The 16,785-nt window shown below is 40.2% G+C and carries 10 protein-coding genes; 4 read left to right on the top strand and 6 right to left on the bottom strand.

Annotation, left to right across the window (positions count from 1 at the left end; translation table 11 throughout):
* Positions 1-23: 23 nt before the first annotated feature.
* From I6F48_RS08320 to I6F48_RS08340, 5 genes are read right to left on the bottom strand one after another with little or no spacing between them, the layout of a single operon-like run.
* Entirely contained in the window at positions 24-1,316 is a 1,293-nt protein-coding gene (locus I6F48_RS08320; protein ID WP_197119230.1) for a sensor histidine kinase, read from the bottom strand.
* Positions 1,313-1,996, bottom strand: a complete 684-nt coding sequence (locus I6F48_RS08325; RefSeq protein ID WP_197119231.1) for a response regulator transcription factor — start codon at positions 1,994-1,996, stop codon at positions 1,313-1,315. Before I6F48_RS08325 ends, I6F48_RS08320 begins: the two co-directional genes overlap by 4 nt.
* Positions 1,996-5,184: an efflux RND transporter permease subunit gene (locus I6F48_RS08330; protein WP_197119232.1), complete on the bottom strand. Its 3,189-nt coding sequence runs from the start codon at positions 5,182-5,184 to the stop codon at positions 1,996-1,998. Before I6F48_RS08330 ends, I6F48_RS08325 begins: the two co-directional genes overlap by 1 nt.
* Positions 5,184-6,329 carry an efflux RND transporter periplasmic adaptor subunit gene (locus I6F48_RS08335; RefSeq protein ID WP_197119233.1) on the bottom strand — a complete coding sequence of 382 codons (1,146 nt, stop codon included), beginning with the start codon at positions 6,327-6,329 and terminating at the stop codon, positions 5,184-5,186. Before I6F48_RS08335 ends, I6F48_RS08330 begins: the two co-directional genes overlap by 1 nt.
* Positions 6,326-7,687: a TolC family protein gene (locus I6F48_RS08340; protein ID WP_197119234.1), complete on the bottom strand. Its 1,362-nt coding sequence runs from the start codon at positions 7,685-7,687 to the stop codon at positions 6,326-6,328. Before I6F48_RS08340 ends, I6F48_RS08335 begins: the two co-directional genes overlap by 4 nt.
* 406 nt (positions 7,688-8,093) lie before the next feature.
* Here I6F48_RS08340 and I6F48_RS08345 point away from each other — a divergent pair, with 406 nt between their 5' ends.
* The 3 genes from I6F48_RS08345 to I6F48_RS08355 are packed head-to-tail and all read left to right on the top strand — an operon-like array spanning position 8,094 to position 14,593.
* Entirely contained in the window at positions 8,094-10,838 is a 2,745-nt protein-coding gene (locus tag I6F48_RS08345) for an Ig-like domain-containing protein (protein WP_197119235.1), read from the top strand.
* Between the two features lie 13 nt (positions 10,839-10,851).
* Positions 10,852-13,530, top strand: coding sequence for a TonB-dependent receptor plug domain-containing protein (locus I6F48_RS08350; protein ID WP_165739955.1), 2,679 nt, complete (start codon positions 10,852-10,854; stop codon positions 13,528-13,530).
* Positions 13,523-14,593: a cytochrome-c peroxidase gene (locus I6F48_RS08355; protein ID WP_165739953.1), complete on the top strand. Its 1,071-nt coding sequence runs from the start codon at positions 13,523-13,525 to the stop codon at positions 14,591-14,593. The genes I6F48_RS08350 and I6F48_RS08355 overlap by 8 nt, the downstream gene beginning before the upstream one ends.
* Here I6F48_RS08355 and I6F48_RS08360 read toward each other — a convergent pair.
* A complete protein-coding gene (locus I6F48_RS08360) occupies positions 14,588-15,505 on the bottom strand; it encodes a LysR family transcriptional regulator (RefSeq protein ID WP_197119236.1) in 918 nt (305 codons plus the stop codon). The two genes, I6F48_RS08355 and I6F48_RS08360, sit on opposite strands and share 6 nt — an antisense overlap.
* 131 nt (positions 15,506-15,636) lie before the next feature.
* On the opposite strand from I6F48_RS08360, the gene I6F48_RS08365 reads away from it, so the two are divergent.
* On the top strand, positions 15,637-16,776 hold the full coding sequence (locus I6F48_RS08365; protein WP_197119237.1) for an alkene reductase: 1,140 nt from the start codon (positions 15,637-15,639) through the stop codon (positions 16,774-16,776).
* Positions 16,777-16,785: the final 9 nt, after the last annotated feature.

The following is a 16,785-nucleotide window of genomic DNA, read 5'->3' on the forward strand; positions in this document are numbered from 1 at the left end:
GGTTAAGTATTAAAAAAAGCGTATTAACTAAAATCGACCACCACTTCATAACTCCCAGGCATGTCGTTTACCTCGTATACCCAACCGTGTCGTTTTATTATTTTTTCGCTTAACTCTAATCCTAAACCGTAGCCAATATTGGTAGTCTTATTTGCGCTATTAGTAACGTGTGACGTATCAGTTTGTTCGCTGCTATTTACTATAATCACACGGCTACCCTGCTGAGTAATTCGCACTTGCCCTTGTTGCGTATGCTGATACGCATTACGTATTAAATTTGTAAGTACTATGTGGCATGCGGTAGCTTCGGTACTAATAGTCGTACTGTGGTTATCGGTATTTATAAGTACATCAACTTGTTTTGAATTGAGTAAGTAATCGAGTTCGTTACCCAAGGTTGTTATTTTAACGGCTAGGTTTACAGGCTCTGGTGAACTTTGCTGGTCGTCATTTCTGCTAAGCCACAATAACGTCTCAGTTAAATCGCTCATGGTTAAACCGGCGCGCTCAATTCGCTGCAGTGTAAGTTGCTGTTTGTCACTTAAAGGGGCTTTTTCGCTTAAGCGGTTAAGTAATTCAACATTGCTGCGAATAACCGAAATTGGCGTACGTAACTCGTGGCTCGCATAACTTAAAAAGCGTTGTTCACGCTCTACACTTTCGTATACCGAAAGCAAGCTGCTGCGTATTAACGTTGCCAAGGTATTTAGTTCGTTATAGGTAAAATCGGGCGGTGTGTGTTGTAAGTTTGTTTGATTTAACGACTTTGCCCAACCCCGCAGGGACTCTACCGGTTTTGCTATCTTTTTCATTACCATAAACAAAAAGAAGGTAAACAGTGCTATTGCTGTTATCCCCGTTAACGCTATCCATAATAACCTTTGTATTGGTTTTTCGGGTGTTCCTTTTTTTGGAAGGCGGTTTTCCTCAAGCATAATACGTGATACATAACGAGCTTCACCAGCAGGGTTTTCAAAATATACAACAAAATATAAGTCTTTTGGCATAGAAAAAAACGCTGTTTTTTCTTGGCTTTTTTGCAATATACCTCGCTCTGTAGGCTTTATAAAACGTTTCTTAATCTCATTTGGCACATCCTCCCAACGACTTGCTATATTAAAGCCAATCATTTCTTTCGGTTGCCCGTTTTTAACCTCAGCCGATTGCGAAAGTGCATGCATTACGCCATTCAAGCCTTTGTCTAAACCATCGGTAAAATAGCTAACACTTAAAAACGAAAAACCAATAGCCATTAACGAACTTAAAAGCACCATGCTGACAAAAAAGTACAACCTTAAACTAGGTCTTATTTTCATGCATGTGTCTCATTTTTTAGTTTTAATACAAACCCTACACTGGGAATTGTCTCAAGTACCGCTTGGCAATTAGCTTGCTCTAACTGTTTTCGTAAATGGTAAATATGTACTTTTAGGCTGTTACTGTCGGGCTGCTCTTCTCCCCAAATGGCTTGCATAATTGCGTGTCGGGTAACTGGCTTTTGTTGCTCCCTAATAAGTAATTCTAATAACTTAAAAGTAATAGGAGATAGCTTTAAGTTACCTGCTTCGACTGTTGCCGTATGCGCGGTTAAATCAAGTGTTAAATTAGCAAATGTAAGGCGTTTTGCTTCACCACTTTTGCGTTTTGCTAATACTTTAACGCGCGCTACTAGCTCTTTCATAGCAAATGGTTTTACTAAATAGTCGTCACTACCGGCTGCAAACCCCTCAAGCTTATTGTCGAGGCTATCGCGCGCTGTCAGCATTAATACTGGTATATCAATGCCTTGCTCACGCAATGTTTTACACATGGTTAAACCGTCCATTTTGGGCATGTTTACATCTAATATAATCATTTGATATTGATTACGTTCTATTAAATTTAAACCCATTACACCATTGCTTGCATGGTCACACTCTATTGACTCAATTTCGAGATAATCAACAATGGTGGTTGCCAAGTCTATGTCGTCTTCAACCAGTAGTACGTTTATCATTAAGAGGCTGTTTCCTGCGTTTTATTTTTAGCACCTAGCGATTTTAGCACAGCATCAATACCGCGTTTAGCATCGGTTTGAATCATCAATAATGCCGGTATAAGTATTAAGGTAATAACCGTGGCAAACAAAATACCGTAGCCAAGTGATGCCGCAGCAGGGATTAAAAACTGTGCCTGCATTGAGGTTTCGCTAAGTAGCGGCACTAAGCCTGCGTAAGTTGTAATTGAGGTAAGTAATACCGCACGCAAACGACTCGTACACGACTCAACTATGGCATCGTGCGTGCTCATGCCCTCCTCTTTTACTAGTTCGTTAAAGCGCGAAACAAGTAATAGGCTGTCGTTTACAACTACCCCACTGAGCGCCAAAATACCATTTAACGACAATATACTAATGGTTAAGTCGTTCCACCAATGCCCTAAAATAGCGCCCACAATACCAAACGGAATTGCCACCATGATTAGTACAGGTTGAATGTACGATTTAAGCGGAATAGCCAGCAGCACGTAAATCACTAATAAAGCAGCTACAAACATAGTGCTCATTGAACTGGTGGTTTCGCTTTGTTGTTCTGCCTCTCCTGCAAAATACACACTTAAATTAGGAAATTGCTGTGTTAACTCTGGAATTAAGTCGCGCTTTAAATTAGCAACTAACTCGTTTGGAGCAATCACGTTTTTATCTACTTGGGCGCTTAAATAAATTGCACGTAGTCCATCAATGCGGGTTATTTCATCTTGCTGATATTCACTGCTAATTGTGGCTACGTTAACTAGCGGTACAACGGTGCCATCAGGCAGGCGAATACGCGACTGCATTATATCGGCAGGTGTTTTACGAGCATCTTCTGGGTAGCGTACACGTACTTTAACTTCGTCTTTATTACGTTGGTAGCGTTGTACAACTGCACCACCAAAGGCTTGCAGTACTTGCTTTGATAAACTGGCTGTATCCATTCCAAGTGCACGCCCTTGTGCATTTAGGGTAAATTTAAGCTGTGGCTGACCTGGGTTTAAGTTGTCGTCTATTCCGTTAACGCCTGCGGTATTTTGTAAGCGCTCCTTAAATAGTGCGCCCGCCGCCATTACGGTTTCGTCGTCCCACGCTTTAAGCTCAACTTTAAAGTTATCGACCATTTTACGCGTGGCTAATATTTGTAATTTTTTACTGCCCTCAAGGCTACCTGCTACGCGCTGCCACTCTTGAGCAAATTCGCTTGCTGTAAAAGCGCCTTCGTTTAATAGCTCAACACTTACTTCACCGCTGGTGTCGCTACTGCTAACAACTTGAAGGCTGGTTATTTCGCTTTTGTCAGAGCTCAACTTAGTCATTAAGTTTTGCTCAGCTTGTAATGCACTTTGCTCTAGCGTTAGTAAATTTGTGTTTGTTTGCCCATAGGCTGCGTCGTTTTGCATAACTAAATTGGCTGTTACGGTGTCGCCTGCAATACTTGGGAAAAAACCAACTTTAACTGTGCCTGTCATTGGCATGCCAATAACCAGTATAAAAAAGGCGATAAACGCAGCCACTACGGCGTATCTAAAGCGCAGTGAAAATTCAATAACCTTGCAGTAAATGTTTTTGCTAAACCAGCTTAAGCCACTATCAGCACCATGTTGTATTTTTGACCACAGACCCCCTAAGCCTTTTTTAACTTGGCGTTTAGTACTAATGTGGGCTAAATGCGATGGTAAAATAAGTTTTGATTCAACAACTGAAAGCAGTAAACAAATAGTTACTACGGTAGCAAATTGAGAGTAAATTTTACCTAAGTTACCTGATACATTCGAAAGCGCCACAAACGCAGCCACCGTGGTTAACACCCCAAATATTGTTGGCACAGCAACCTTCATGGTGCCTAAAACTGTATTATTTAATGTATCGCCATGTTTTTTACGTGTGGTGTAAATACTCTCGCCTACAACAACGGCATCGTCTACCACTATACCCAGCGCCATAATAAAGCCAAAGGTGGTCATTTCGTTTATGGTCAGTGCGGTGTAGCCATCGGTCATAAAATAAAGCGTACCAAAAAATACAAACGGCAAGCCACCAGCAACCCATAAAGCCACACGTACATTTAAAAATATGGCTAGTATTACAAACACCATAATAATACCGGTCACCGCGTTTTTAGTCAGTAGCGATAAACGTTCGGTGATCATGGTGCTTTTGTCATTCCAGCTTTCTAGCTCTACATTTTGAGGTAATAAACCACTTTCGTGCCACGTTTTTATTACATTATTAGCCTGCTCAACAATGGTGATTATGTCGCTGGTATCACCCATCAGAATTTCAACGCCGACTGCATTTTGTTGGTTATAACGACTTAGTGAGTTGTTATCTTCAGAAAAACTGTCGCTAACAATAGCAACATCACCTAATTTGATTTGTGCGCCAGATGCGGTAGTGAGTAAAACGATATTGGCAAAATCGCGCTGCCAGTAAGCTTGGTCAGCCGCTTTCAGACGTATAATTTTACTGCTATCGCGTAAACTAGTTGATAGTGGGCTTGATGACTCGTTATTAATCACCTCACTTATGTCACTAATGGTTAACCCATAGGCTTGTAATTTACCTTCATCGATTTCTACTGACATCATCGGATCGAGAACACCCGACTGCGCTACGTCGCTAATACCTGATTGCGCTAATAAATCGGCTTTAAGTTTTTCGCCCAGGTTTTGTAATGTATGGCGATCGGCATCCCCAAAAAGTTGCAGCGTTAATGCATGATCTTGCCTACGGGCTTTATCAATAACAGGTTGCTCAGCATCTGCCGGAAAGTTATTAATAGCGTCAACTTGGTTTTTAACGTCAACAAGTAACTCATCGAGTGAGTAATCAGTACTTTTTTCAATGCTTACATGGCTGCCGCTAGCATCGGATGTAGAGGTAATACGTTTAATACCTGATACGGTTTCGAGCGCTTCTTCAATTTTTAACGCTATTCCTTCTTCGGCTTGCAATGCATCGCCACTGTCGTAAACCACCGACACCGAAATAATATCCGGCTCTAAACTCGGAAATGCCTCTTTACGTAAAGTCGAAAGCGACATAACCCCCATTACAATCACACTAACTAACAATAAGTTAGCGGCAACAGAGTTATTTGCAAACCAGTTAATAATACCGTGCAGCGGGTTATTATTACTGGGTGATTGAGGTGCTTGATAAGGGCTCATTATTGTATCTCCTCAACAATTGGATTTACTTTCATATCGCTTAGGTAACTTACTAATGGGCGCGTTACTACTTTTAAAGCACTTTGCTCTGCAACTGGCGAAATATATACGTAATCACCACGCTCAAATACTTTATTGGCTTGTATGCTTACTAAGTTGTTTTGATCATTTACGTACCAAATTGAACCATCTTGAGATACCGCAGAAGCAGGTAGTTTTATTACGTTACTTAACTGCTTACCGGCAATTTCTACCGCTAAAAATGTGCCAGGCAGTAACGGCGTTGCTTGCTCAAACGGTTTATCTAAGGCAACAATTACACTGCGTTGACGCGAACTGTCATCAAGGTGTTGCTCAAAACGTGCAATGTAACCATTCCATTTAGTATTGGTGGTTACATCAGTTAAAATAACCTCGCCTGATTTATTATTTGCTAGGTTTTGCCACTGGCTTAATGAAAGCGGCACGGTTATTTCTATTTTGTCGGTACTGTTTAGCGTGGCAAGCGTATCGCCAATACCTACATAAGTACCTAAATCTATATCGCGCGATAAAATAACAGCGTCAAATGGTGCACTTAACTGGGTGTTATTTACATCACGCAGTGCGGTTTTAAGTGCATATTGTGCTTTATCGAGCGTAGCTTGCGCGGCTTCTAATTGCAGCGTTCTAAATACAAGCGGCGAGCTTGGTGCTTGCGTAACGCCTGAGCGATCCCATTCACGTTTTGCCTGCTCACCTAAATCTTGTTCTTCTTGCAGTGCTAGTTTTGCATCAGCCAATGTTGCTTTTGCGCTAGCTAGGGCCTGTAAGTATTCGGTGTCATCAATTTTTGCAAGCACTGGCCCTTTAGTTATTAAGTTACCGGTCGCAAATTGCTCGCTCATACTGGTTACTTCGCCTTTAACTTGCGCTTTTAAGCTAAGTGACCAATGCGCTTTAGCTTCACCATGCCCACTAACATAAGCCTGATAAGTGCTCGGAGCTGCATTAATTACCGATACATTTGGGGCAATAGCTTTAATAGCGGCAGGTTGTGGGCTATTTGCTTGTTCAGCCATTTTTTGACCGTTATACATAATAGCAAGTCCTATACAAACAATAGCAACAAGCATTACAACAACCGGTGTTGGCGAAATTTTCATGACGATACTCCAAGGCCCAAAGCGAGGCCTAAATCTATGCGGTTAGTTAAAATGGTGTAGTTTATTTGGCTAAGCTGAGCTTGCAGGTCGTATACTTTTTGTTGCACTGTTAGCAAATCTAAAATATCAACCAAACCTTGTTGATACTTACTTTGATAGTTACTAAAGCTGCGTTGAGCGCTGGCAAGTGCATTGCTAATTTGCAGTTGTTGCTCAGTTAATGATTGCTCCTGCCCGAGTGCATTTTCAACTTCGTTTACCGCACTTAGTAGCGTATCTTGGTATTCCCAAAACGCTTGCTCGGCATTTAATTTTGCAATATCAACTTGCGCACGCAGTGCTCCACCTTCAAATAAAGGGGCACTTAAACTACCCAATAAACTCCACACAGGGCTAGTTAATAATGCTTGGCTTGGCGTGCTTGCTAAATCACTCAGTGATGCCGAAAGCGAAATACTCGGTAGTAGCTCTTTGTACGATACATCAACCAAGTAATGCTTTGCCTGAATGTTGTAATAGGCACTTTGTAAGTCAGGTCGGCGTGCCAAATCTTGCTCTGGTAATGTACTTAATGGCTCAATAACGCTTGGCAGTGTTAATGTACTTGGCAGGTTTTGAAGTTTATCAGTGCCTACAATTAGCATTAAAGCACGCTTTGCTTTTGCTATTTTTTCTTCGTAATCGGCAATGGTTGCGCGAGTAGATGCCGTGCTAGTACGGGCGGTATCAAGCGCTTCTAAATCACCTAACCCATATTGGTAGCGCTCTACAATACTTTGCTCATTATTTTGTAAAACAACTAAACGTTGTTGCTCTATATCGAGTAAATTTTGCTGCAAAATAATATTTAAATAAGTACGAATAACACTCGCTACTAATGTGTCTTTAGCACCTTGATAAGTAGCTTGGTTACTGGCAATAGTCATATCTTGCGCGGCTACGTTGTCAGCAATTTTTTGCCATATATCGGCTTCCCAACTTATACCTACTGATGAGCTATATTGCGTGCCTTCGGTTTTACTGCGCTGCGCGTCAAATCCTGCATCTACACTAAACCACTGACTTGCAGCGGTTACATCACGCTGCGCATAAGCTAGTTTTAATGCAACATGCACTTGATTAAACGATGGATTATTAGTAACAGCTTGCTCAATAAGCGAATCAAGCCCTTCAATATCCACCAAATCGGTAATGTAATTTACTTGCTGTGCGTTACTTTGTGTGTACTGCCAGTTTGCATGTTGCTTTAGCGACTGCTCAGTACTATTACCTTGATAGCTTGGCTGACTACTGCATGCAGCAAGCGTGCAACTAAGTGCAAGTAACAAACCGGTTGAGTGCTTTTTAAAATAAACCATTTAACTATGCCTAATTCATACCATTGCACATAGCTTATTCGGTCGAGGGTTAAGGAGAGGTTAAATGGCATTAACCTATTTAATTTTGATTAATAAATTTATTAAAAATACTAAGTCGATGCAAACTCATATTTTAAGCTATTTTATAGGTGGTAATTTTGTTCAGCTCCTACATTTAATAATGAGAAAAGCTTTCATTAGTTAAGTATATGAGTACTTTTTAGCTGAACTTAAAATATTTACATTAGCTATACACCTTTCTACTTTAACGTCTCTTTGTTTTTTAAACCCTTGATTAGTTAAAGGTAACATTCTTATTTTTAACATAAATACCGACTTCGAACTGTGAAACACAATTGATATGCGTTATCATTCGCAACATTATTAACTTCTAATATTAACAATAATGAACAGACTTATTAAATTTACCCCTATTTTATGCGCACTCGCTTTAGCAGGTTGTGGAAGCGGCTCGGGCAACAGTGCACCATTATTTACCCAATCAAATTTAAGTTTTACGCTTAACGAAGATACCGCTTTTTCAGGACAGGTTTCAGCCACTGACGACGACCCGCTTAGTTATACTTTGGCGCAATCGCCAAGTAACGGCATTATTACATTAGAGGCTAACGGTGAATTTACTTACACACCACACGCTGATTTTTTTGGTGAAGATAGCACGACTATTTCAGCAAGTGACGGCAGTTTAAGCGCTGATGTTGTTGTACGTTTTATTATTGAAAACATTAATGATGAACCTACTATTTCAACAACTAATGTTACATTTACTACCTCAACAACAAGTGTAGGTAAAATAAATACTAGTGATGTTGATGGTGATGCAGTGAGCATTACGCTACTTACACCGCCAAGTAGTGGTGTAATATCTATAAATAGTGAAACTGGTGAATTTAGCTATGAGGCACAAACACTCACTACGCAAAATGATGAATTTACCGTTAGTTATACCGACGGCATTATAAGTGAGCCATTAACTGCGACTATTTCACTTAGCCCCTCTTATGTAACAAATGAAGACAAACGTAACTACTACTACAGCTCAGATAAGTCTCATTTAAAACAAGCCGATTTAATAACAGAAAATATTAACGATGAACTATCTCGTTATAGTATTTATCAAACTCAAGCTACAGCTTATGCGCGCGCTGGTTTTTTAACTACCGCACAAGAGTATTTAGCGCTGATTAATGAACAAACAGCCTATGCCGATGGGCTTTTAAAAGTAGCCAGTGCACTGGATACGATTAATCGCTCTGAGCAAGCTATAGAATATAGAGAGCTAGCTTTAACATCTTATAACCAATACCTTGCTGAAAAAGGATTGGATAATATAGACAGAAATGATGCATCTTGGTTGTTAACTATTACACGAGACTATTTAGATGCATTACAACTGTCGCAAGCAACTAGCTTAATTGAACAAATTGAAGGCTATGCATTAAACGCAGCACAGGATGAGTTTACAACTACATTTGGGTACTTTATTACTGCATTTTCAAGTGCTGCAAGCTCAACTCTTGAATCATATGCAGCGACACCCACTGCTGAAAACTTAGAAACTGCAAAGTTATTCGCTAAATCGTTCGCTCAATTAAGTAATAAAACAGGCTACGTAATAGCAAAAAATGGTGATTATAAAGGAGAGCCAACTCACCGCTCTCGTATATTATATTTAGCATGGTCGGCAGAGTTTTTATTACAAACTAATCAGTTAGAACTTGCACGTGAATATACTAATAAAGCACTCGCTCTTTATGGTATTACTAATTTCGATAGTAATTATAATTATGCTGCCTCACCTTATTCACAAGCAACTCTTAGCTACTACCCGTATGCACTAAGTAATTTGGCTACACTTATCGAGGCGCTGTACGACACAACTCAAAACCCTGCATATGAACTAATTACATCTGAGTGGGAGCAATCATTTGCACAACGCTCAATGGTTTCATTTATTGTGGCGCAGCGTTTATTAGCAGGCGAAGATGCAACAACAGTACTCGATGAAGTTGCTCAACCTTTTAAAGATAAAGATGAATATAACGTGCTATTTCAGGGGTTAACCGATACTACAAACTTACCTGGTACTGCACTTATTTTGAGCCAATTTAATCGAAATGATTTAGCTCAACAAGTAATGAATTATGCCGGTGACTTACTTATTTCAGATGAGTACATACAAGCCGAGAGTTATGCAACGTATCTTACTGGTTTTAGAGGCTGCTCTGCTTTTGTTGAAATAAGCGGTCGCGTTGGTATGGATGAAAAAGTTCAAGCTGAAAAGTGCATTACTATGCTCGAAAAACTACAAAGCGGTGAGCTACAAACACTCTCATCTAGCAGCCAAATTTCAGTTCATAGCAATGTAATAATGACGCTAACTCGATCTGGCTCAACAGATGGTATCCCAGCTATATATACGCAATTACTTAACCATATATCAGAACTAGAAACCCCTGAAGATCGCTTTGAGAACCGCTTAGAAACACTTGGTTTTATGATTGATGCGGGTTATTCAACACAAGCATTAGACACATTTACTTTATCGGTTGAAGAAATTACGCCTTTAATTTCAGAGTTTGATAGCAACCAATTAACCGATCTAGTTGAGCTTTTAAAAGAGTATATTTTAGATATTGAAGCGCCTAAAACTGGGTATTTCACTATTTACAGTGCGTTGTCATCTATGGGGGCTAATGCTCAAAACATTAATGACTATGAAGCTAAATACCAAGGATTTAAAGCACCAACGTCTACGTTAATTAATACTTTAGAGGAACGCATTACTGCGCTTTCAGACACCGCATTACAAAGTAATATGATGGACTTAGTTTCTGCTCATGTGCTTCTTGGTGATAATGCTAAAGCAATTTCGTTAATTGAAAATAGCGTAAATGGCTCAGCAGATAAACTCAACCTTTATACTGAAATGGCAAGTTTAATAGCTGCCCGTGATGACTTTAGAGAAAAAGCAGTTGCCAGTGTAGATACCGATCACGACGGACTTCCTAACTTTTTCCTACCAAATGTAAGCGAAGACGACATAACAGCCTCAGGTTTAATAGCCGATCAAGATGCCGACAATGACGGCATTATTGATAGCGAAGACAGTACTCCACTTGGTAATTAATTAAGAGATTTAAATGCAGACACCTAGCACCTTAGCGTGTCTGCTTTTGCTTACCCAAAACGCTTATGCAGCGAACGAGCAAGAGCAGACCGACCAGTCAAAACCCATATGCAGTACTTTACAAAATGAAGAAAAAAAACGTTGTGAAGCCTTAGAACACATAGAAGTAAAAGGTCAGTACATAGGTATTGAAGTGCCTGAAGTAATTGGTCGCTCATACCTCGACCGTAACTTTATAACCTCGACCGCTAAAGGTAATGGGGATATAAATGAGTTAATTGCCCTCCTCCCTGGAGTACAACTCAGTAACGACGCTTTTAGTATTGAAAGCTTGGCTGAAATTAGCGCACCCGAAATATCTATTTCTGGCGCGCAACCTTGGCAAACAGGGTTTTCGATTGATGGCATGAACTACAACAACCGTATTGATCCCGCCAGTGCTACACGAGTTACAGCTACCAGCAATGATGTGTCGGGCGGTGTGCAAAGCATGAATGTAAATTCAGATATTGTTGAATCAATAACCGTGTACGACCATAACATTCCAGCCGAATTTGGTGGTTTTTCAGGTGGAATTGTTGATGCTAAAACCAAAAGTGCTTTTGCAAAAGACAGCTTTAGCTTTGGTGTGCGTGGGAATCAAAGTAGCTGGGGAGAATACCATTTTCTTAAAGCTGATGAAGAGTCTGGACAACGAAATGTTGATGATGAAGCGCTAGAAGCCCCAGAGTTTAAAAAAATAAGTTACTCATTGAGCGCCAATAAACAACTCAATGAACGCCACGGACTTATGGTAAGCGTTAATTACCTTACCAGCGACATTAGTGATTTTTCACTGGGTCAACCAAAAACGCAAAGTCGCCGAAATATTAATGCATTAGTTAAATATGGATACAAAAATGGCTGGGTCGATCAGCTTGATATTAGTTTAATGTACGCCCCTTACGAAGTTGATAACTTTATTGTTGATACCAAAGACAGTAACTTTCACTTAGAAGGTGGAGCAGTGGGCGGCGTAATATCGCTAACAGAAAATTTAAGCTTTGCTACATGGCACAGTAACCTTAATGTAAATTTAAGCGATAGCAGTCGAGAGTCCCAAGATCACTTTTATAATTGGTTGCAGGCAAAAGGAAAGCAATGGGGAGAATTTGCGGACCAAGGATTATCTAATACGCGTTATTCCAAGCAAGGTGGGTATGGGGCGCTCGATAACACACAATTGACCACGAGTTGGAAAAACACTCTCGATTTTAATACGTTTAAATTTTTGAGTGTAGAGCACAATATTAAAGCTGGTATAGAGCTTATACACCAAGAAGTGAAACGTGAACGTTTTCAAAATAGTTACACATACGACTCTCCTATTATTTGGTCAAGCGCCAGTGCACCACTTAATTGCAGCGGTTACACGCTTGATTGCCAATCGCTTGAATCTGCTATTTCTATAGAGCAACTTACCGAGCAATTGGGAGGGAGTATTGATTTTAATAACCCTGAACATATTGCAGCTTATAGCGATAACATTGTAAGTACTGCACAGTATTTTAATGGTCGTAAAGTTACACCTGCTGAATATATAAATGTAGGACTTAACCGTGGCGCTTTATATATCACCGATCATTTAACGCTTGGTCATGTAAATATTAACTTAGGAATGCGCTATAACTATGATGATTTTTTAAAAAATCATAACTTAGCCCCGCGTATTTCGCTTGGTTACGATGTGTTTAATGATGGACGTACAATAATAAGCGCAGGCGTAAACCGTTATTATGATTCAGGAATTATTGGTTATAAAATAAAAGAGCAACAAAACTTTTCGTATAACGAATACCGCCCTATCGAAAACGGCTACTTACAAGGCTGGTTACCCTCTAATTACACTGGCGCATTTAAATATCGTTTTAACGATGTGCAAACACCTTTTGATGACGAGTTAGCTTTTGGTATAGCTCACTCATTTGAAAAAATTGGTAACTTTTCACTTAAGTATGTAAAACGGAAAAAGCATCAACAATTGTCTCGCTCAACTGCTGATACGCCAAGTGAAGATGGCTTCAAATATATTGAAATAACAAACAGCGGTACAGGTAGCTCTGAGCGTTACTCGATTGCATGGAGTGCACAATTTAAAGCACATTCATTCTGGGCAAATGCTTCATATGCGCAAAATAAAGTGTCAAACGACAGCTACAATGCAACCGCAAATAACACCCCTCTTGATGAGCTAGTTTATTACGTTAATGCTAAAGAAGAAGGTGAACTTGTTACACTTAACCAGTTATCTCAAATTCGCACCAATTTTGGAACTCCCGTAACCGGCGCTATGGGTTGGAATGTTGACTGGCTTGATTCACTTAGTACAGGCTTAAACATTACCTATAGTGGTAGCTTTGATACAGCTGTTAGCACAGGCGCGAGTGAAAGCGTTGAGCTAGACAAGAGCTGTATTAGTTGCCCTATTACATCTACTTTGGTTGATGTTTATGAGCAACGTGTTATTCGTGCCCGCACTATGGTCGGCTTAAGCTTACGATATAATCCTAAAATTAGTGAAAAACACAACGTAGAAATACGCGCTGATGTATCTAACCTTTTAAACGCCCGTACTTACAATGTAAACGAAGGAGCCGCTGGCATTGAACCTGGTCGAATGTTTTGGCTTGGAGTAACTTATAAATATGATTAAGCTACTTGGTTTAATAACATTATTACTCCCCCTTAGTATGCACGCTCAACAATACAGCAACACAGAGCTACGTGGTTTGTATAGTAAGAGCCAAGTAAATTGGCCTGCCATTCAAACCAGTGATGAGCGTATAGTTGAGCCTCTTTCGCTATTGCCAATAGCCACTCCACGGGCAGAGCACGTTGCACTTGGCAATAAGCTTTTTCATGATACACAGCTTTCACGCGATAAAACCGTAAGCTGCGCAAGTTGTCATGAACGAGATAAGGGTTTTCATGATGGTCGTGCCACTGCAATCGGTATAAATGATCAAGTGGGCACCCGCAATACCCCTGCAATTTTTGGTATAGATCAGTGGCAAAGTTTTTTTTGGGATGGTCGCGCTAAAACAGCTGAGCAACAAGCACTTATGCCCATTAGCAACCCAATTGAAATGGACTTAGATCCACAAAAAGCTTTAATGCGGGTCAATAAAGATAAAAGCTATACGGCATTTAATAAAAGTGCTTTTAATTCAAATACGCTCTCCATGGCACAAATGGCAGAAGCCCTCGTTGCATTTGAGCGAACACTCATTGCACCTAATACTCGTTTTAAATCATTTATTAATGAGGTTCAGAGTAATCCAAAAAAAGCGGTTAGACGCTTATCAGATAGTGAATTAAACGGATTACATTTATTTAGAACCAAAGCAAAATGTATGACTTGCCATAATGGCGCGCTATTAAGTGACAACCAATTTCATGGCACTGGCCTTCATTACTACGGCCGTAGTTTTGAAGATAAAGGCCGGTTTAATATTACAAATAATCCAAGTGATATAGGGTTATTTAGAACCCCTTCTCTACTTGGTTTAACACAAACATTTCCTTGGATGCACAATGGACTTTTTGATGATCTACTGGGTATAGTAAACATGTACAACCATGGTGGAGCAAGACCTAAACCTAGGAAAAACCAATTAAACGATCCTCATTTTCCTAAAACGACGAAACTGCTAAAGCCATTAAAATTAACTAAGCAAGAGCGTTTAGATCTTGTTGCATTTCTAAGGATTTTATAAATTTTGCAGTTGTTCTATCAACCATTTATGAATTGGACTGTTATTAGTACGAGGATGCCATGCGGCTATTACTTTAAATGTAGGTGGTAGCGCCTGCGTTTTAAGCTGTTTAACTTTGCTGTTTGGTAATAATCTTGATGGGTAAAACGCCAACATATCGGTTGTATGTAAAATGTCGGGCACTGCTGAAAAGCTCGGTACCGACATAACAATATTTCGCTTTAAACCCTTATTTGCAAACCATTGATCGTGTGATCCACGTAAATTAGCGCGCGAAGGCGACACTACCAGCTGTGGGTGCGCTGCAATTTGCGAGAGTGTTAAGGGCTCATTTTCAAACTCATTTTTACAGCCTGTAATACACAAGTGCTGCTCTTCTAGCAAAGTGACATACGCTAAGTTGTCAGGAATAAACTCAGGAAAACTTATAAGTAAATCAAGTTCGCCTGCGGTTATAAGTTGATTAACGTTGTCGGATGCAAAGTCGCGCACAATCAACTTTAAACCTGGTGCTTCGCGGCGGGTTATATTAAAAAGCTGAGGCAATAACGCCTGCGTTGCATAATCGGTCGCACTAATAGTAAATACACCTTTGTAGCTTTGTGGTGTAAATAACTCTGGCTCTAGCAAGGTTTCTAGTTGTTTTAATATATGAATAATAGGCTGCTGCATAGCGAGGGCTTTAGGGGTCGGCACCATACTATTACCTTGGCGTATAAATAAACGATCATCAAATAAATCGCGCAGTTTTCGTAACTGCTCACTAATTGCTTGTTGAGTTAAACCCATTTTACGAGCCACTTGCGAAAGGTTTTTTAAATCAAGTAATGCGTTAAGCACTCTGAGCTGTTTAATATCGAGCCCATTAATACCATTCATAATTGTATCTAAAACAAAAAACTGTTGTTTCAAATTGTATCTTTAAAACTCTACCCTTACCAACATTGCTTAAGCAGCAAATTGCTGATTAAGCCCATCACAATATTTCACCTCGTTAAATACGAGGTAATAAGCCACTAAGTTTGCTTTAAGAGAGAGTTTTAATGAACCACCCTATTTCAGATACCAGCACGTTATTTTCATCTGTAGAACTTGGTCCTTTCACGCTTAAAAACCGTATTGTAATGCCACCACTAACACGCTCTCGCAGCACTCAGCCAGGTAATATCCCTAATGAATTAATGGCTGAATATTATGCGCAGCGCACGTCGGCTGGCTTTATGGTTACCGAAGGCACGCAAATAGAACCTCGAGGTCAAGGCTACGCTTGGACCCCTGGTATTCACTCGCAAGCACAAATTGAAGGCTGGAAAAAAGTAACAAAAGCCGTACACGCTAAAGGCGGTGTTATTTTTGCTCAGCTTTGGCATGTAGGCCGTGTATCGCACACGTCGTTACAACCAAATGCAGATAAACCGGTTGGCCCTTCAGATATTGTTGCTGACAATGTAAAAGTATTTATTGAAACCGCACCTACTGAGGGCGCGCTAGCTAACCCAAGTGAACCCCGAGCCCTAAGAACTGCTGAGGTTGGTGAACTAGTAAGTATGTATGCTCAAGCTGCACGCAATGCTTTAGAAGCAGGCTTTGATGGTGTGGAGCTTCATTGTGCTAACGGCTATTTAGTTAATCAGTTTATTTCTGAGCACACTAATAATCGTGACGATCAATACGGTGGAACACTTACTAATCGCCTGCGCTTTTTAAAAGAGATAGTGGATGCTGTGAGTGGCGTAGTGGGTGCCGATCGTTTAGGTGTACGTTTTGCTCCTTTGTTTGCAAGTACAGATGAAACAAGAGTGTATTTAGGGCTTGTAGAATCAGACCCTCACCACACTTATGTAGAAGCGGTAAAAATACTTGAAAAAGCAGGTATTGCTTATCTATCAATTGCGGAAGCTGATTGGGATAACGCCCCTGATTTACCAGAACAGTTTTACAAAGCGGTAAGAGCTGAATTCTCTGGTCGCATTATTTATGCTGGTAAATATACAGTAGAAAAGGCAATTCGTATTTTAGGTGAAGGTTACGGTGACTTATTTGCATTTGGTCGCCCATTTATAGCTAATCCTGATTTACCAGAGCGTATAGCGAATAATTGGACGTTTAACGAAGCCGATGCAGCGACTATGTATGGCGGCACCGAAGTGGGTTATAGCGATTACCCGTTTTATCAAAAGTAGCCAACCTAA

Source organism: Pseudoalteromonas sp. SWYJ118 (assembly GCF_015864505.1).
Taxonomy (GTDB): Bacteria; Pseudomonadota; Gammaproteobacteria; order Enterobacterales; family Alteromonadaceae; genus Pseudoalteromonas; species Pseudoalteromonas arctica.

Bases quoted from the DNA above. Each gene is read 5' to 3' on its own strand.
- I6F48_RS08340 (WP_197119234.1), bottom strand. From the start codon at position 7,687: ATGGTTTATTTTAAAAAGCACTCAACCGGTTTGTTACTTGCACTTAGT.
- I6F48_RS08320 (WP_197119230.1), bottom strand. From the start codon at position 1,316: ATGAAAATAAGACCTAGTTTAAGGTTGTACTTTTTTGTCAGCATGGTG.
- I6F48_RS08365 (WP_197119237.1), top strand. From the start codon at position 15,637: ATGAACCACCCTATTTCAGATACCAGCACGTTATTTTCATCTGTAGAA.
- I6F48_RS08335 (WP_197119233.1), bottom strand. From the start codon at position 6,329: ATGAAAATTTCGCCAACACCGGTTGTTGTAATGCTTGTTGCTATTGTT.
- I6F48_RS08330 (WP_197119232.1), bottom strand. From the start codon at position 5,184: ATGAGCCCTTATCAAGCACCTCAATCACCCAGTAATAATAACCCGCTG.
- I6F48_RS08345 (WP_197119235.1), top strand. From the start codon at position 8,094: ATGAACAGACTTATTAAATTTACCCCTATTTTATGCGCACTCGCTTTA.
- I6F48_RS08355 (WP_165739953.1), top strand. From the start codon at position 13,523: ATGATTAAGCTACTTGGTTTAATAACATTATTACTCCCCCTTAGTATG.
- I6F48_RS08350 (WP_165739955.1), top strand. From the start codon at position 10,852: ATGCAGACACCTAGCACCTTAGCGTGTCTGCTTTTGCTTACCCAAAAC.
- I6F48_RS08325 (WP_197119231.1), bottom strand. From the start codon at position 1,996: ATGATAAACGTACTACTGGTTGAAGACGACATAGACTTGGCAACCACC.